Genomic DNA, 17753 nt, shown 5'->3' with positions numbered 1-17753 from the left:
CCTCTCCCAAGGACGACGCCTTCATGCCCGTTGCCACACCCCTCTTCCATCGGCTGCCCCTGGCCGCCGCCATCGCCCTGACCCTGCCGCTGCCCGCACTGGCCGCCACACCGAAGCCGACCGAGCTGGACCGCGTGCAGGTGAAGGTCAGCACCGCCACCCGCAGCGAACGCCTGCTGTCCGATGTCCCGATCCGCACCGAAGTGCTGCGCAAGGAAGACATCGCGTTGCGCGCGGCCACCGACTTCTCCCGTGCCGCCGAGCTGATCAACGGCCTGCGCGTGGAAAGCAACTGCCAGAACTGCAACACCAGCGAAGTACAGCTGCTGGGCCTGCCCGGTGCCTACAACCAGCTGCTGTTCGATGGCATCCCGCTGCTGTCCACGCTGGGCAGCGTGTACGGCCTGGAACAGATCCCGGCCGGGTTCGTCGACCGCATCGAAGTGGTCAAGGGCGGTGGCTCGGCGCTGTACGGCCCGGGTGCGGTTGCCGGTGTGATCAACCTGATTCCGCCGCTGCCGGCGCGCAGCGGTGGCCATGTGCAGGCCGGCGTGGATGTCCTGAAAGGCACGCCGCAGAAGAACGCCGACGTGCGGCTGGACCTGGTGGCCAAGGAAGCAGACGCCGGCCTGTCGGTGATTGCCCAGCGCAACTGGAACAGCGGCATCGACTACAACGGTGACGGCTACACCGAAATCACCCGCAAGAACCTCAAGGTCGGCGGGCTGCAGGCCTGGTACGCACCGACGCCGGGAACGCGGCTGCGCCTGGACCTGCAGGTGACCGATGAAACCCGGCGTGGCGGCAACCGCCTGGACCAGCCGGAATACCTGGCCAACATCGCCGAATCGCTGGATACGAAATACCGCCGCGGCAGCGTGTCGTGGGACCAGGAAGTCAATGCCGACGTCGATTTCCGCCTGGCCTACGCCTTCGCCGACATTGACCGCGACAGCTTCTATGGCGGTCTGGGCGACGTCGTTACCGATCCGTCCGCGCCGGGCTATGACCCGTCGCAGCTGGACCCGAACGTGGCCGGCAGCGCGGCCTCGCGTTCGTGGCGCCAGTACGGCCGCACCCACAACCCGCTGCACTACATCGACAGCCAGTTGAACTGGCGGCTGGGCGCGCACGCGCTGGCCTTCGGCGTGCAGTACAAGCATGAGGCGCTGCGCGACGACAACCGCACCGGGGATGGCCAGCGCCTTGCGGTGCTGGAAGACGCCACCTTCCACAACCTGGGCGCCTTCATCCAGGACGAATGGAGTCTGCGCGACAACGTCGACGTGGTGCTGGGTGCACGCGTGGACAAGAGCTCGGAGCTGGACAGCGCGGTGTTCTCGCCGCGCATCGCGCTGGCCTGGCAGGCCACGCCGAACCTGAAGTGGCGTGCCGGCATCGCCACCGGCTTCCGTGCACCGGAAATCTTCGTCGAGGACGTGCATGTCGACACGCTGGGTGGCGAACAGGTGCGCGTGCGCAACACCGACGGCCTGAAGGAGGAGCGCGCGTTGACCACCCTGTTCGGCTTCGACTGGCGCTCGGACCCGGCCAATCCGGTATGGAGCTGGGATGCCACCGCCTCCTATGCACGCATCCGCGACACCTTCGCGCTGGGCGAGATCCAGCGTGGCGATGACGGACAGCTGAGCCAGCTGCGCTACAACGCTTCCGGCTCCAACGTGCTGGGCGCGGAAACCAACCTGGGCTGGCAGCCGTCGCCGCAGTGGCGCCTGACCGCGGGTGCCTCGTGGTACCGCTCACGCTTCCGCGAACCACAGCGCATCTTCGACGACACCGGCGATGGAGGCGACACCGTGATCGAAAGCCGCGACTACCTGAAGACCCCGCGCTGGACCGGCCTGGCCCAGCTCAGCTGGATGCCCGCCGAGCCGTGGGAAACCTTCGTCGCGCTGCGCCACACCGGCCCGATGTCGGTGCTGAACAACCGGCTGGGCGAGCTGCACCGTACGCGCTCGTTCCTGGTCACCGATCTCGGGGCGCGCTGGCACCGGCATCTGGGCGCGCAGGCGCAGCAGGAAGTGTCGGTAGCCGCTGGCGTCAAGAACGTGTTCGATCAGCGCCAGAAGGATCTGGAAGTGGGCGCGCTGCGTGACAGCGACTATGTCTACGGGCCGCGCTTCGCGCGCTCGTGGTACGTCAACCTGCGCTATGCGTTCTGAAGCACTGCGAGCGCTGCTGCTGGCCTGTGCCGTGCTGCTGGCCGCTCCGGCGATGGCTGCGGACCTGCACGCGCAGGTTTCGGCCTCGTTGATGCGGCCGGAACAGCGCTCGCTGCGGCCGATGCAATGGACGCCGCCGCCGAAGCTGGTGGCGCTGTACTTTGGTGCCGACTGGTGTGCACCGTGCCATGCCTTTGTACCCACCTTGCGCAGCGTGCGCGACGCGTTGCGCGAGGCCGGCGCCGATACCGAAGTGGTGTACGTCAGCCTGGATGAGAGCGAGGCCGCGCTGCGCCGCTACATGCACGCGCAGGACATGCCGTGGCCGGTGCTGGACCCGCGCCGCACCGCGCGCATGCCGGCACTGCAGGCGTTGGCTGGGCTGGCACCGCCGAATCTGGTACTGATCGATGCCGACGGCACGGTGCTGGCCAATGGCTGGCAAGGGCGACGCTACGACGGCCTGCAGCCAGTGCTGAAGGAATGGACGAAACGGGCGTGCGCGCAGGAACAGGCACGCTGCCCGCCTGGATTGTAGGGTCGCGCGAAATGCCGCCGGGCATGGCCCGGCGCTACCGTTACAGCGCCCCGCCCTCGGCCTTGCGCACGAACGCTTCAAACAACGCCAGCGTCTGCTCGCTCACATGGTGCTCGATGCCCTCGGCATCGCGCCGCGCGGTATCCGCGTCCACGCCCAGCGCCAGCAGGAAACGCTCCACGGTCTGGTGGCGCTGGCGGCTGGCGTGGGCCAGCGCCTCGCCTTCCGGGGTCAGGAACACGCCACGGTACGGCCGCTGTACCACCCAGCCATCACGGGCCAGGCGCCGCAGCATCTTCGCCACGGTGGGCTGGGCCACGCCCAGGCGGGTGGCGATGTCGACCTGGCGGGCCTCGCCGCCGTCGGCCAGCAGGTCCGAAATCAGCTCGACATAGTCCTCCACTAGCTCCATCCGGTGCGCCTCGCGCACTTGCCGGAAGCTCTCGACCTGGCGCTCGGCCTCGATCAAGGGGGTGCTTTTCAGCGATGTCGAATCGTCGGTCTTGCCCACGCCTGCGCCTGTCCTTCCGGGGTGATCCGGTGTTGAACCTGAATTCTGGACCAGTAACGCGATAAAGACGATTGTTTCACATTGCTAATGACTATAGCAGGTGCTATATTCGGACCCATGAACACCCTGGCACCCCGCGACCCTTCGGCCTCCACTGCGGCCAGCCTGGGTGCGCTCAACGCCTCGGTGGCGGTGCCCGACAAGGGTCACTGGTGGTTCCGCTTGCTGGCCTTCCTCGGCCCGGGCTACATGATCTCGGTCGGCTACATGGACCCGGGCAACTGGGCCACCGACCTCGCCGGCGGTTCGCGCTTCGGCTACCTGTTGTTGTCGGTCATCCTCATTTCCAACCTGATGGCGGTGATCCTGCAGGCGCTGTCTGCGCGGCTCGGTATCGCCACCGGCATGGACCTGGCCCAGGCCTGCCGCGCGCGTTACCCGAAGCCGGTGAACCTGGCGCTGTGGGCGCTGTGCGAGGCGGCGATCATCGCCTGCGACCTGGCCGAAGTGATCGGCACCGCGATCGCATTGAAGCTGCTGTTCGACCTGCCGCTGCTGTGGGGCGCGGTGATCACCGCCCTGGACACGCTGCTGGTACTGCTGCTGATGAACCGCGGCTTCCGTGCGCTGGAGGCCTTCGTGATCGCGCTGCTGATGGTGATCTTCGCCTGCTTCGTGGTGCAGATCGCGATGGCTGCGCCGCCGGTGATGGCAGTGCTGGGCGGCTTCATTCCGCGCGCGCAGGTGGTGACCGATCCGCACGCGCTGTACATCGCGATCGGCATCATTGGTGCCACGGTGATGCCGCACAACCTGTACCTGCATTCGTCCATCGTGCAGACCCGTGCCTACCCGCGCACCGATGAGGGCCGTCGCAGCGCGCTGCGCTGGGCGGTGACCGACAGCACCCTTGCGCTGACCCTGGCACTGTTCATCAACGCCAGCATCCTGATCTTGGCGGCGGCGGTGTTCCATGCCAATGGCCGTTTCGACGTGGAAGACATCGAGCAGGCCCACCAGCTGCTGGCGCCAATGCTGGGCGTGGGCGCGGCGGCGACGTTGTTCGCGGTGGCCCTGCTGGCCTCGGGCCTGAATTCGACAGTGACCGCCACGCTGGCCGGCCAGATCGTAATGGAAGGTTTCCTGCACCTGCGCCTGCCGCCGTGGCTGCGGCGGCTGATCACGCGCGCACTGGCAATCATTCCGGTGGTGGTGGTGATCATGCTGTTCGGCGACCAGGGCGCGGTAAAGCTGCTGGTGCTGAGCCAGGTGGTGCTGTCGATGCAGCTGCCGTTCGCGATCATCCCACTGGTGCGGATCGTGACCGACAAGGTGACGATGGGCGCGTTGGTAGCCCCGCGCTGGCTGGGCGCGATCGCCTGGGTGATCGCGCTGGTGATCGTGGGGTTGAACGTGAAGCTGCTGGTCGACACCTTCAGCGGCGGGTAATGCCAGATCCAGGGGTTGGACCCAGTAGATCCACGCCATGCGTGGATGCCTTTACACGATGCGGGGTCAGAGCCCTTGCCTCTGGCAAGGGATCCGCCCCCGCCATCTCCACGCTACAGATGCAACGCGATCGCGGCCTCGATCTGTTGCGGCGACTGGAATCCGGCCAGGCGCGTGCGTTCGTCGCCGTCACGGAACAGCGACAGCGTCGGCGTCTGCCGCAGCCCCAGCTCCCTGAAGAACGCCTCACCCAGCACTTCCAGCTGCACGCGCAGCAGGGTCGTGCCCTGCCCCGCCATGCTGTTGGCCACCCGGTGCAACGACATCTCCAGCATCCGGCACCCCGGGCACTGGTCCTTGTGGAAATCCACCAGCACCCGCGGGTGCTCGGCCAGCAGCTGCCGGAACTGCTCAGGCGTGGTGGCGTCGATGATCTGCATCGGTGTTGCTCCAATAGTGGGCCAGGACCGCGTCGGTCCAGGCCTCGATGGCCCCCGCATGGCGTTGACCATGCGGCATCTGTTCGATTTCCAGCGGCGGATAGTCGCTGCGGAAGTAGCGGATCAGGCGGTGCACGGCGCCGCAGTAGTACTCCTGCCCCCACTGCGTTTCGCCGGTGCCGAACACCGCCAGCTGCCGCGGCCGCTCGCCGCGCTCGGCGATGCCGGCCACCCATGCCTTCATCTCCGACGGCGTGCGGCCGGCGTTGTCGGTCCAGCAACCCAGCAGCACCAGGTCAGCCTCGTCGGCCGCCAGCGGCGGCGCTTGGCGCAGATCGTCCGCCTCCTGCCAGTGAACCGAATGACCTGCGGCGCGGCAACGCTCGGCGATCTGCCGGCCGAGCTCGCGGGTGTTGCCGCTCAACGAGGCGACCACCACCAGGATGCTCAGCGCGGCGCCGGACTCACAGGTCGTCGAAGCCGTTGTCGACGTTGGTCTTCTTGTAACTTGCATTGCGCATCTCGAAGAAGTCGGTCTTGGTTTCGGTGAAGTTGTCGGCGTAGGCCTTGATCCACGGCATCACGTTGTCGGTGGTGTCGCTGTACAGGCGTTCGATGCCGAGCATGCCGGCCATCTTGTTGGCGCGGTACTTCACGTAGCGCACCATCTCGTCCACGTCGATGCCGTCGATGCCATCCAGCACCTCCGACGACCACTGCGTCTCCAGCTCGATGGCATGCTCGAACGATTGGTGTACGTAGGCGGTCAGCTCATTGGTCTGCAGCTCCGGGTTCTCGCCGATGATGGCGCGGATCAGCTCGCTGATGAATTTGGTATGCGCCAGCTCGTCGCGGTTGATGAAGCTGATGATCTTGCCGGTGCCATTCATGCGGTTCTGCCGCACCATGTTGTAGAAGTACGCGAACCCGGAATAGAAATTGATGCCCTCCAGGATCGAGGACTGGATCAACGACTTGAGCAGAGTCTCGGCGGTCTTCTCGCGCATGAAATCGTCATACGCCCCCATGATCGGCGCATTGCGCTTGATGATGGTCGGGTGGGTACGGGCGATCTCGAAGATGCGGTTCTGGTTCGGCAGGTCGGTGATCGAGGCCAGCACGTAGCTGTAGCTCTCGTTGTGGATCACTTCCTGCTGCCCGATGATCGCCGCATTGGCGTGCGCGGCCGGGTCGGTGATGTACTCCGCGACGTTGTAGATGAAGCGCGTCTGCGGTGAATCGAGCGTGGCGAGCAGGCCAATGATCGAGTCGTAGGCGTTCTTCTCGCGCGCGTTCAGCTCGCCGTACTGGCGGGCGTCCAGCTTCATGTCGACCTCGTCGGGAATCCAGAAATTGGTCGACAGCTCCTTGTAGGCCCGATAGAACGACGGGTACGGGATGTCGTTCCAGTTGAGGATGCCGCTGGTCTGGCCGTTGATGATGCCGGTGCTGCGGTTGGGATGGCGAGGTTCGAGGATCTTGATGCGGTCGAGGGGAGTTGCCATGGTTTTCTGCCTTCGTTCTCTTTCTATCGTGTTGCCGGCCAGCGGCCGGCACTACCGAAGATCGCGGGGTTGCCGGCCAGCGGCCGGCACTACCATTGATCAGCTGGAGCACCATTCGCATTCGCTGATGTCGATGTCGTTGGAGCGCACGTAGTAGGTGGTCTTCAGACCTTCGCGCCAGGCGCTCAGGTGCAGCTCCAGCAGCGTGCTGGCGCGGATGGTGCTGGGCACGTACAGGTTGAAGCTGATCGACTGGTCGACATGGCGCTGGCGGCGCGCGTTCTGGCGAACGCTGGCGAACTGGTCGACCTTGTAGGCGCCCTTCTCGTAGTACGGCCAGGTCTCCAGCGACAGGCCCGGCGCCGCCACCGGCCGCCGGAAGTCTTTCTTTTCCTCGTAGTAGAACGCGCTGTAGATCGGGTCGATCGAGGCGGTGGAACCGGCAATCTGCGCCGTGCTCATATTCGGCGCCACCGCCAGCAGCCAACCGTTGCGCAGGCCGTGCGTGGCCACTTCGCGGGCCAGGCTGTCCCACGCGGCGCCACTGTAGTCGCGGTCGCGGAAGTAACGCCCGTTGTGCCAGTCACTGCCAGCGAACATCGGGTAGCTGCCCTTCTCCTTCGCCAGCTGCGCGCTGGCCTGGATGGTCAGGAAATTGATGCGTTCGTAGAGCCGGTCGGCCAACGCCTCGGCATCCGGTGATTCCCATTGGATTGCCTGCTGCGCCAGCAGGTGGTGCCAACCGAACGTGCCCAGGCCGATGGCGCGATACTTGCGATTGGTGATCGTGGCCTGCGGCACCGGCAACGCATTGAGGTCGATCACGTTGTCGAGCATGCGCACCTGGATCGGGATCAGGCGCTCCAGCACATCGGTGGCCAGCAGGTCATCCGGTGCGCTGATCGCCCGGCCGAGGTTGATCGAGGACAGGTTGCAGACCACGAAATCGCCGGCACGGCGTGTGGTGACGATCTGGTCGCCGCTGACGATCTCCTGGATCATCCGCGTCGGGCTCATGTTCTGCAGGATCTCGGTGCACAGGTTGCTGGAATAGATCATGCCCGCGTGCTTGTTCGGGTTCCGGCGGTTGACCTCGTCGCGGTAGAACAGGAACGGGTTGCCGGTCTCCAGCTGGCTGAGCATGATCCGCTTGAACAGATCGATGGCCTTCACCGTGCGGCGGCTGATGCGCTCGTCGGCCACCAGTTCGGCGTAGCGGTCGCGGAAGCTGCCCGCGCCGCGCGTCTCGTCGTAGAAGTCCTGCAGGTACCAGCCCTTGGCCTGCTTCACCTCGTGCGGGTCGAACAGGTACCAGTCGGCGCGGCGCTCCACCGCCTCCATGAACAGGTCGGGCACGCACACCGAGGTGAACACATCGTGCGCGCGCAGGCGCTGGTCGCCGTTGTTGAGGCGCAGGTCCATGAACGCTTCGATGTCGCGGTGCCAGATGTCCAGGTACACCGCCACCGCGCCCTTGCGCTGGCCAAGCTGATCGACCGACACCGCGGTGTTGTTGAGCTGCTTGATCCACGGCACCACGCCGCCAGAGGAATTGGCCACGCCACGGATCGGCGCGCCGCTGCTGCGCACATAGCCCAGGTATGCGCCAACGCCGCCGCCATGCTTGGACACACGGGCGATATCGGTGTTGGAGTCATAGATGCCCTGCAGGCTGTCATCCACCGTGTCGATGAAGCAACTGGACAGTTGCCCACCCACCTTGCCGGCATTGGCCAACGTTGGTGTGGCGACCGTCATGTACAGGTTGGACAGCGCCCAATACGCCTCGCCGACCAGCTGCATGCGCCGCTCACGCGGTTTTTCTTCCTGCATGAGGTACAGCGCGATGGTCAGCCAACGCTCCTGCGGCAGCTCGTAGACCTCGCGGCTGCGATCGCTGGCCAGATAGCGCGTGGCCAGCAGGTACAGGCCGTTGTAGGCGAACAGTCGGTCGCGCTCCGGATCGATCATCTCGCCGGCCTGCTGCAATTCTTCCTTCGAGTAGCAGCGCAGGATGTCGTTGCTGTAGATGCCGCGGTCGGCCAGGCTTTCCTGCAGGCCCACGTAGGAGCCGTACTTCAGGCCGACGTCATAGAAGCGGTTGCGGCTGGCGCGCTTGTACAGGCGGCGCAGGTAGATGCGCGCGGCAAACTGTTCCCACTCGGGTGCGACCAGGTCCACCCGCGACTCGGCCTCGCGGATCAGCAGATCGACCAGGTCATCGGCGCTGAGGCTGGGCTTGCGCTCGACCATCGCCTGCACCACGCGGCGGTATTCGCTCACGTCCAGCTGCGGGAACTCGGCATGCACGGCGTCGATGCTGCGCTGCAGGCGTTCGGCCTCGAACGGCAGGCGGCGGTTGCCGGCCTCCTTGGTGATCCAGGTCGGCACGCGCTCGCCACCGGCGCGCAAGGCGTCGCCAGCGCCGGCCAGATCGGCCACGCGGAAGGTACTGTCGGTCATGGTGGTGAAACTCCAGGCTCGCGCGCGCGTTGGCGGTCGATGCCATGGCGGCCCTGAACGCGATACCGGCGCACGGGGCGAACGGGTGGGATTGCCAGGGCACGGGAACGTAGGTCGTCGGCATCTGCCTGCGCCTGCGGCCGGTATCCGGGCCGTGGGGGCGACCTGCGTCCGCACGATGGCGGCCGCGTCGACACGGCGAGCCTCAGGGGCGGGCCGCGGGACGTTTGCTGCATGTCCGGCGGCGGCGGCTGACCGGGAGTGACGGCCACAACATAGTGGGGATATCCGAACTCGTCAACACAAGATGCGGTAATCAATACATGTCGCGACGATCAGTCGCAGGATGCCGTGTTGCACCTGCGGCGCCTTGTCGACAGCGCCTGCGTCCCCAGTTCGGTACAACATCAACTTTCCCCGGAACACCGCCCATGCGCGCTGCCCAGTACCCCTCCTTCGGCAACCCGGCCGACGTCCTTGCCATTGCCGATGCGCCGCTGCCCGAGCCCGGCCCCGGCGAGGTGCGCATCCGCACCGTGCTGGCCTCGATCCACAACCACGATCTGCTGACCGTGCGCGGCCTGTACGGCTACAAGCCGACCCTGCCGGCGATCGGTGGCAGTGAAGCACTGGGCGTGATCGATGCACTCGGCGATGGCGTCGACGGCCTGCAGGTCGGCCAGCGGGTGGCCGCTGCCTCGGTGCACGGCACCTGGGCCGAAGCGTTCATTGCGCCGGCACGCATGGTGATTCCGATGCCGGAGGCGATCCCGGACGAAATGGCCGCGCAGCTGATTGCCATGCCGCTGAGCGCGCTGATGCTGCTGGAGTTCCTGCACGTCGAGCCGGGCCAGTGGATCGTGCAGAACACCGCCAACGGCGCGGTGGGCAAGTCGCTGGCGATGCTGGCGCGGGCGCGTGGCGTGCTTGTGGCCAACCTGGTGCGCAATGCCGATGCAGTCGCGCAGTTGCAGGCGCTGGGCATCGATCATGTATTCGACACCTCGGTGGACGGCTGGAAGGATCGCGTGCGTGAAGCGACCGGCGAAGCACAGGCCGCGGCCGCGGTGGATTCCATCGGCGGCGACGCCAGCGGTGACCTGGTCGACCTGCTCGGCCACCACGGCACGCTGGTGTCGTTCGGAGTGATGAGCGGCGAACCCATGCGCATTCCCGCCGGCGGCCTGATCTACAAGGAAGCCACGGTGAAGGGGTTCTGGGGCAGCAAGGTCAGCCAGGCGATGGCGGTTGAGGACAAGCGCCGGCTGGTTGGCGAGCTGCTGAAGCGTGCGGCGCAGGGGGAATTGACCCTGCCGGTGGAGCAGATCTTCGCGCTGGATGATATCGCCGAGGCAGTGAAGGCTGGCGCTGGGTCGGGACGCAATGGCAAGGTGCTGCTGCGGCCGTGATGCGGCAGCAGACGGCGCTGTCCCGGTAATGGCGCTGCCCCGGTAGAGTCGACTGTCAGTCGACTCTCGCGCGTAGCGCGAGGGGATGAGGTTTCCGGCAAGGGGACGGAAGAGCAGTCGACTAACAGTCGACTCTACCCAGTCGACTCTACCTCCTCCTCGGTTCCGGGAACGCCTGGCGCAGTTCCATCCCAGAACCCAGACGCGCACGAAAGGGGCATCCCGGTCGTTAAGAACCTGTGATGTATAACTGAATGCGCTTTCGTCATTGGAAGGCGCACGTGCCTGCGTGCGGTACTGACGGCTCCTCCCCCGTTCGGCGTTGTCGCTTCCATGTACCGCACCACCCTGAACCTGCTTGCCGGCGCGATCGCGCTGGGCCTCACCGCCGGCGCTGCCGGCGCCGCTGAATCCGCCGATACTGGCAAGGACAGCACCACCCTCGGCGCCGTGCTGGTGACCGGCTCCAACATCAAGCGCAGCGATACCGCCGGGCCGAACCCGGTGCAGATCGTCAGCCGCGAACAGATCGAGCAGACCGGCCGCTCCACCCTCACCGACGTGCTGCGCAACCTGTCGGCCAATGCCGGCAACAGCTTCGACGAACAGTACACCGGCAGCTTCGCCGCCGGCTCGGCCTCGATCGGCCTGCGTGGCCTGTCTCCGAAGAACACGCTGGTGCTGGTCAACGGCTACCGCGTCTCCAACTTCGGTTTCGCGCTCAACACCCAGGACACCTTCGTCGACCTCAACGCGCTGCCGATCAGCGCGGTCGAACGCATCGAAGTGCTGAAGGACGGCGCTTCGGCGGTGTACGGTTCCGATGCCATCGCCGGTGTCATCAACATCATCCTGCGCAAGAACTTCCAGGGCGTGGAAGTCGGCGGCGGCTTCGGTACCGCCACCCAGGGCGGCCTGAACGAGCGCAAGGCCAGCCTGCTGGCTGGCTTCGGTGACCTCGAACAGCAGGGCTGGAACGTGCTGTTCGGGCTGGACCTGCTCAAGCGTGATCGCCTCGACGCCGACCAGCGTGCCTACACCCGCAGCGGCGATTTCCGCGACAAGCCCGGCGGTCGCCTGGCCGGTTGGTCCACCGCCGGTGGCAACTGGCTGTCCAACCCGCGCGCACCGCAACCGTTCGCCAACTGCCCGGATGGCAGCCAGCTGCGCCCGTACAGCGATTTCGGCAGCACCCTGCCCGGCCAGGCCTGCGCCTTCAACGCCCAGCCGTTCAAAACCCTGCAGCCCGGCGCCGAGCGCCTGCAGGCGTCGTTGAGCGCGACCTACCGCTTCAACGACAGCGTCGAAGCCTTCGCCGACGTACTGTACAGCCACAACAAGGCCGACCAGATCTTCAGCGCGCCGCTGACCGTCGGCCCCGGCCTGCGCGCGTACAACCCGGCCACCGGCACCCTGATCGACGTGCCGGCGGTGCTGCCGGTCGGCCACCCGAACAATCCGGGCAGCACGCCGCTGCCGTTCGAGTACACGTTCTTCGACCTCGGCCCGCGCCTGAAGGACAACACCCAGGTGTTCTACCGCGCCTTGGCCGGCGTGCGTGGCAGCGGCGAGCGATGGGACTGGGAGGTGGCGGCGCTGACCTCGCAGAGCGCGCAGCGCGAATACGTCGACAACTTCGTCAACCGCTACGCGTTCGAGCAGATCCTGCGCGATGGCAGCTACAACTTCCTCAACCCCTCCAGCACGCCGGGCGCGCTGGATGCACTGCGCCTGCAGACCAAGCGTCCGGGCTGGTACAAGCTGCATTCGTTGAACGTGAAGGCCTCGACCTCGCTGTGGGAGCTGCCGGCCGGTGCGGTCGGCTTCGCCTGGGGTGCCGAGTTCCGCAAGGAATCACTGGACGCGCGCACCAGTGCGCAGGTGCTGTCGGGCACCGAACTGCGCCCGGCCATCAACGTGGTCAACGGCGAGCGCCAGGTCAGCGCCGCCTACGCCGAACTGAGCGTGCCGCTGCACCGCACGCTGGAGCTGCAGGTGGCCGGTCGTGGCGACCACTATGACGACTTCGGCAACGCGTTCTCGCCGAAGGTGGCGCTGCGCTGGCAGCCGTTGGACAGCCTGCTGCTGCGCGGTTCGTTCTCGCGAGGCTTCCGCGCACCGTCGCTGCCGGAGATCGCGCCGGGCCAGACCGTCAGCTACGGCTCGGTGATCGATCCGCTGGACCCGCTGCAGCCCGGCGGCAGCCGTGGCGTCACCAACATCCGTACCGGCAACCCGGACCTGAAGGCCGAACGCTCGCGCAACTTCAACGTCGGTGCAGTGTGGTCGCCGGATGGCGACACCAGCATCGGCCTGGACTGGTACCGCATCGAGCAGGACAACCTGGTCAAGCCGGACAGCGCGCAGTTCATCGTCGACAACCCGACGCTGTTCCCCGGCCGCGTGCAGCGTGATGCACAGGGACGCATCCAGTTCATCACCAACCAGTATGCCAACCAGGGCGAACTGACCACCTCGGGCCTGGATCTGGAAGCCAACCGCACCTTCCGCACCGAAGGCTGGGGCAACTTCACCGTGGCCGGCAGCTGGACCCATCTGCTCAGCTTCAAGCAGCCGCTGGTGGCCGGTCAGGCACCGTATGAAGGGGCCGGCAACAACCGCCACGGCGCACTGCCGCGCACCCGCGGCACTACGTCGCTGAACTGGGCAGTGGGCGACTGGAGCAGCACGCTGAGCCTGCAGTACGTGAGCGGCTATGACCAGCGCGTGGCGACAGCGACCAGCAACCCCGGCCTGCGTGATCGCATCAAGCCGTATCACCAGCTGGACCTGTACGTGGCGTACGAAGGGATTCCCAACACCACGCTGTCGCTGTCGGTGCTGAACCTGACCGACAAGGACCCGCCGTTCGACCCGGCCGGTGGCTCCAATGGTTTCGACATCAGCCAGTACAACCTGCGCGGGCAGTTCATTTCGCTGGGGGCGCGCTACCGGTTCTGATGGGCCACCTGCAGAGCCGAGCATGGGCTCGGCTCTGCAGGGGTGTGCGGACCAACGGTCCGCACCCACCGCATCACCGGCTCAGGTGCAGGAACTGCAGGTGCCGTTCGTACTGGCTGATGATGTCGTTGATGATCTGCTTGCGGCTGTAGCCCACCAGGTCGTAGTCCTGGCTGCCTTCGAACAAGTGCACCTCGGCGCGGTAGTAGCGCTGGTTGCGCAGCTGCTGGGCCGCGAACGACGGGGTCAGGTAGCCACTCAGGATCACCCGGTACAGGAAGTCCTGCTGCTCGCCGTGATTGACCGTCAGCTCCATGTCGCCGGCCTCGAAGCGCGTGGCCACATCCCAGCCCTGCCCGCGCAGCTGTTCGGCCACCGCTTCCATCGCTGGCTTCACCGTGTCGTCCATGAAGCGGTAGACCTGGTCGCGCACCGGGAAATGCATGGCCTGGCTCAGGCGCTGGCGCCAGCCCTGGTGGTGGCGGTCGTCGCCGATCAGCGGCGAGGGCCGGTACTGCAGCGCGCGCTTGCGGTGCGACTCGTCACTGAAGGCGCGGGTCAGCCCCCACATCATCAGCAGCAGGACCGCCGAGAACGGCAGCGAGGCCAGCACCACCGCCGATTTCAGCGCATCGATGCTCCCAGCCAGCAGCAGCCCGGCGGTCAGCACGGCGATCACCGTGCCCCAGAACACGCGAAGCCAACGCGGACCATCATCCTCCGGCGCGCCGCCGTGCGAGGACAGCGTGGACAACACCACCGCTCCCGAGTCGGCCGAGGTCACGAAGAAGATGAAGCTGACCAGCACCGTCACCGCGATCACCGTGCGGCTCCACGGGTAGCCATCCAACAATGCATACAGCACCGTCGGTGGATCATCCACCGCCAGCTGTGCCAACTGCTGCTGGCCGTGGTGCAGCACCTGGTCCAGCGCGCTGTTGCCGAAGATCGACAGCCAGGCCAGGGTGAAGCCCAGCGGGATCAGCAGCACGCCGAACACGAATTCGCGGATGGTGCGGCCACGTGAGATGCGCGCGATGAACAGGCCGACGAACGGCGCCCAGCCGATCCACCACGCCCAGTAGAACACCGTCCAGCCGCCCAGCCATTCGGGGCGGCCGCCATAGGCATACACATCAAAACTCTTGCCGACCACGCTGCCCAGGTAGTCGCCCAGGTTCTGCATCAGCGTGCTGAACAGGTACTGCGTCGGCCCGGCAAACAGCATGAACAGCACCAGCGCGATCGCCAGCAGCATGTTGATGTTGGCCATCCAGCGCACGCCCTTCTCCACGCCGGAGACGGCCACGGCCACCGCCGCGCCCATCATGCTGACCACCAGGATGATCTGCACCAGGTTGGAATGCGGGATGTTGAACAGGTGCGACAGGCCGGCGTTGAGATGCAGCACGCCGAAGCCCATGTCGGCGCCGATGCCGAACACGGTAGCGACAATGCCCAGCGCGTCCACGGTGTAGCCGATCGGGCCATTGATGCGCTTGCCGATCAACGGGTACAGCGCCGAACGCAGCGCCAGCGGCAGGTTGTGGCGGTAGGCGAAGTAGGCCATCGCCATCGCCGCCAGCGCGAACACACCCCAGCCGTGCAGGCCCCAGTGCAGGAACAGCAGCTGCATGGCCTGGCGCGCGCCGGCCTCGCCCGCGGCCGGATCGCCCTGCGGCGGCTGCAGATAGTGGGTCAGCGGTTCGGAAACGCAGAAGAAGAACAGGGTGATGCTGATGCCGGCAGCGAACAGCATGCCGGCCCAGGAAAGGTAGCTGAACTCCGGCTCGTCATGGTCGGCGCCGAGCTTGATGCCACCGTACTTGGACAGCGCCACGCCGACCACGAACACCAGATAGAGGGTCATCGCCAGCAGGTAATACCAGCCGACATTGAGTGCGGCCCAGTCCTGTGCCTTCAGCAGAAGGCGGCCCGCACCAAGCGGGAACAGGCTGACGAACAGCGCGAACGCCACGACAACGATCGCCGCGAAGGCGAACACAGGCCGAAGGGTGCGCACCGGGGATTGTTGCGGCTCCAGTACATCCATGGGGCGGCGTTCTCCGGTAGATCAAGGGGTTAGCCGGTCGATTCTGGCTGAACCGCAGTGGACAGAGCATGAAGTTGCGGCCTGTGGTCACAGGCCCGGCCCGCCATTCCGTGTTATCACGCGCGCGCCGAAGCATATCTGCGAGCGCAGCCGCGCGCGGACCGCGTGCATCGCGGCCACGCGCGTACTGTCCAATCACGACATCACATGCACCACATGCACCGCGCACAGCTTGTTGCCGTCCGGGTCGCGCAGGTAGGCCAGGAACAGCTGGCGCCCGGCCATGCTGCGGATGCCAGCCGGGTCTTCGATGGCCGTACCCCCATGGGCCACGCCAGCATCCTGCCAACCGCGCACGGCCTCGGCACTGTCGAGGGTGAAACCAATGGTGCCGCCGTTGGCATGGCATGCAGGCTGCCCATCGATGGGCGCGGTGACGCCGAACATCCGCCCATCCTTGAAGTACAGCAGCCGACCCTTTTCGTCGAACACACCCGGACGTGCCCCCATCGCGGCGAACAGGGCATCGTAGAAGCGGCGCGCGGCATCCATGTCGTTCGTTCCTACGGTGATGTGGCTGAACATGCGGGCACTCCTTGTGGAAAGCCGCAGTGTCGGCGAGCACGCCGGGCATCGCAAATCCAGCGATCTCTCCTGCTGCGGCATGCGCAGGATTTGTCGTGCGCCGCCCGATCACCTTATAATGGGAATCATTCTCATTAATGACCCATGCCGATGGCCGTGCCCGCCGCCTCCAGCACCGCGCTGGCGGGGTTCTACCGCGAACACCATGGCTGGCTGCTGGGCTGGCTGCGCCGCCGCACCCACAACGCCGACTGCGCCGCCGATCTGACCCAGGACACCTTCCTGCGCCTGCTCAGCCGGCGCGTCGATCCGTCCGAACTGCGCCTGCCGCGCGCCTATCTCAGCACCATCGCGCACGCGCTGCTGGTCAACCACTGGCAGCGCGCGGACCTGGAGCGCGCCTATCTGACCGCGCTGGCCGCACAACCGGAGCCGGTGCATCCCTCTGCGGAGGAGCGTACGCAGGCGCTGCAGCTGCTGCATGCCATCGCTGACATGCTGTCCGGCCTGGCCGAGCGGCCACGGCGTGCCTTCCTGCTGGCCCGGCTGTCCGGACTGGGCTATGCGGAGATCGGCCAACAGCTGGGCGTGTCCGAGCGCATGGTCAAGAAGTACATGGCGCAGGCGATGCTGTATTGCCTGCGCCTGTCCGGCGACGCGGCGGCATGAGCACGGCAGTGGCCGGCCCGGCGCTGGAGCAGGCGGCAGAGTGGTTCGCGCTGCGCCAACAGGGCTGGAGCGACGACGACCAGCAACACTGGCGTGCGTGGCTGCAGGCCGACGCCGGTCACGCCGACGCCTGGCGCCGGGTCGAGGCGGTCTGGCAGTCGTTCGCCCCGCTGTCGGCACCGGCAGCAGCAACGGCGCTCGATGCCGCCGGCCATCGCCGCCGCCGCGCACTTCGCAGTCTCGGCGGCGCGCTCGGCATCGGTGCGGTCTCGCTTCTCGGCCTGCACGGGCTGCAGGCGCAGCGCCACCTGCAGACGCAACGCACTGCTGCCGGGCGCACCGGTCATTGGACGCTGGCCGATGGCAGCCAGTTGTGGCTCAACGCCGGTAGCGAAGTGACCGTCGACATCGGCAACGGCAACCGCGCCCTGCATCTGCTGCGCGGCGAACTGCTGCTGCAGACCGGCCACCACCCAGCATTCACCGGGTTGCCCCTGAGCGTGCATGTACCCGGCGCGCGCCTGCAGCCGATCGGCACCCGCTTCGCGGTCGGCCGCGAAGCCCAGCACAGCCGCTTGGACGTGTTCGAAGGCGTGGTGCGGTGCCTGCCGATGTTCGGCGCGGCGCTGGATGTGCCTGCGGGAAGTGCGCTGCAGATCGGACCGATGGGGGGGGCTCACAACGGTCGCTGCCGATCCTCTGCGCGGCGACTGGCAGGACGGACGCCTGCAGGTGCAGGACACGCAACTGATCCGGGTGATCGACGAACTGGCCCGTCACCATCGGGGCTATCTGGGCTGTGATCCGGCACTGTCCGCATTGAATGTCACCGCGGTATTGCCGCGCCTGGACAGCCTGCAGGCCCTGAAACTGCTGGCGCGCGCCCTGCCGATCCGCATCGAGCAGCGCTGGCCATGGTGGACCGTTGTGCGTCCGCGTTGAAATCGCGGTTCCCTTTCTGCGCGCTCGGCGGGCACTACAAGGGAA

The 17753-nt window shown here is 66.5% G+C and carries 13 protein-coding genes and 1 pseudogene; 7 read left to right on the top strand and 7 right to left on the bottom strand.

Annotation, left to right across the window (positions count from 1 at the left end; translation table 11 throughout):
- Window positions 1-23: 23 nt before the first annotated feature.
- Complete coding sequence (locus tag AC5P9N_RS04820) at window positions 24-2183, top strand: TonB-dependent receptor plug domain-containing protein (protein ID WP_099484262.1); 2160 nt, start codon at window positions 24-26, stop codon at window positions 2181-2183.
- A complete protein-coding gene (locus AC5P9N_RS04815) occupies window positions 2173-2721 on the top strand; it encodes a thioredoxin-like domain-containing protein (RefSeq protein ID WP_099484263.1) in 549 nt (182 codons plus the stop codon). The genes AC5P9N_RS04820 and AC5P9N_RS04815 overlap by 11 nt, the downstream gene beginning before the upstream one ends.
- A gap of 40 nt (window positions 2722-2761) precedes the next feature.
- Here AC5P9N_RS04815 and mntR read toward each other — a convergent pair whose 3' ends face one another.
- On the bottom strand, window positions 2762-3232 hold the full coding sequence (gene mntR / locus AC5P9N_RS04810) for a manganese-binding transcriptional regulator MntR (protein WP_005409965.1): 471 nt from the start codon (window positions 3230-3232) through the stop codon (window positions 2762-2764).
- Between the two features lie 117 nt (window positions 3233-3349).
- Here mntR and AC5P9N_RS04805 point away from each other — a divergent pair, with 117 nt between their 5' ends.
- Window positions 3350-4681 carry an Nramp family divalent metal transporter gene (locus AC5P9N_RS04805; RefSeq protein WP_099484264.1) on the top strand — a complete coding sequence of 444 codons (1332 nt, stop codon included), beginning with the start codon at window positions 3350-3352 and terminating at the stop codon, window positions 4679-4681.
- A gap of 113 nt (window positions 4682-4794) precedes the next feature.
- Here AC5P9N_RS04805 and AC5P9N_RS04800 read toward each other — a convergent pair whose 3' ends face one another.
- From AC5P9N_RS04800 to AC5P9N_RS04785, 4 genes are all read right to left on the bottom strand, one after another.
- Window positions 4795-5121 carry a thioredoxin family protein gene (locus tag AC5P9N_RS04800; RefSeq protein WP_099484265.1) on the bottom strand — a complete coding sequence of 109 codons (327 nt, stop codon included), beginning with the start codon at window positions 5119-5121 and terminating at the stop codon, window positions 4795-4797.
- On the bottom strand, window positions 5093-5560 hold the full coding sequence (locus AC5P9N_RS04795) for a flavodoxin (protein WP_080240911.1): 468 nt from the start codon (window positions 5558-5560) through the stop codon (window positions 5093-5095). The genes AC5P9N_RS04800 and AC5P9N_RS04795 overlap by 29 nt, the downstream gene beginning before the upstream one ends.
- A gap of 25 nt (window positions 5561-5585) precedes the next feature.
- Window positions 5586-6626, bottom strand: a complete 1041-nt coding sequence (locus tag AC5P9N_RS04790; RefSeq protein ID WP_005413719.1) for a ribonucleotide-diphosphate reductase subunit beta — start codon at window positions 6624-6626, stop codon at window positions 5586-5588.
- A 99-nt stretch (window positions 6627-6725) separates the two neighbouring features.
- Window positions 6726-9089, bottom strand: a complete 2364-nt coding sequence (locus tag AC5P9N_RS04785; RefSeq protein ID WP_495223814.1) for a ribonucleoside-diphosphate reductase subunit alpha — start codon at window positions 9087-9089, stop codon at window positions 6726-6728.
- Window positions 9090-9520: 431 nt separating this feature from the next.
- Between AC5P9N_RS04785 and AC5P9N_RS04780 the strand changes: the two genes are divergently transcribed.
- Both AC5P9N_RS04780 and AC5P9N_RS04775 read left to right on the top strand, forming a co-directional pair.
- Complete coding sequence (locus AC5P9N_RS04780; protein ID WP_099484267.1) at window positions 9521-10498, top strand: zinc-binding dehydrogenase; 978 nt, start codon at window positions 9521-9523, stop codon at window positions 10496-10498.
- A 333-nt stretch (window positions 10499-10831) separates the two neighbouring features.
- Window positions 10832-13459, top strand: coding sequence for a TonB-dependent receptor (locus AC5P9N_RS04775; protein ID WP_099484268.1), 2628 nt, complete (start codon window positions 10832-10834; stop codon window positions 13457-13459).
- A gap of 73 nt (window positions 13460-13532) precedes the next feature.
- Here AC5P9N_RS04775 and betT read toward each other — a convergent pair whose 3' ends face one another.
- Window positions 13533-15512 carry a choline BCCT transporter BetT gene (gene betT / locus AC5P9N_RS04770; protein WP_059034659.1) on the bottom strand — a complete coding sequence of 660 codons (1980 nt, stop codon included), beginning with the start codon at window positions 15510-15512 and terminating at the stop codon, window positions 13533-13535.
- A 195-nt stretch (window positions 15513-15707) separates the two neighbouring features.
- On the bottom strand, window positions 15708-16097 hold the full coding sequence (locus AC5P9N_RS04765) for a VOC family protein (protein WP_005413725.1): 390 nt from the start codon (window positions 16095-16097) through the stop codon (window positions 15708-15710).
- Window positions 16098-16247: 150 nt separating this feature from the next.
- Between AC5P9N_RS04765 and AC5P9N_RS04760 the strand changes: the two genes are divergently transcribed.
- Both AC5P9N_RS04760 and AC5P9N_RS04755 read left to right on the top strand, forming a co-directional pair.
- Complete coding sequence (locus AC5P9N_RS04760) at window positions 16248-16766, top strand: sigma-70 family RNA polymerase sigma factor (protein WP_099484269.1); 519 nt, start codon at window positions 16248-16250, stop codon at window positions 16764-16766.
- Window positions 16763-17708: pseudogene (locus tag AC5P9N_RS04755) on the top strand (FecR family protein). The gene AC5P9N_RS04760 and the pseudogene AC5P9N_RS04755 overlap by 4 nt, the downstream one beginning before the upstream one ends.
- The last annotated feature ends 45 nt before the right edge of the window (window positions 17709-17753 follow it).

It is taken from the genome of Stenotrophomonas sp. YJH_SMC_6 (assembly GCF_059371335.1).
The sequence above is the reverse complement of the archived record's forward strand: the minus strand, read 5'-3'. Positions and strand labels throughout refer to the sequence as shown.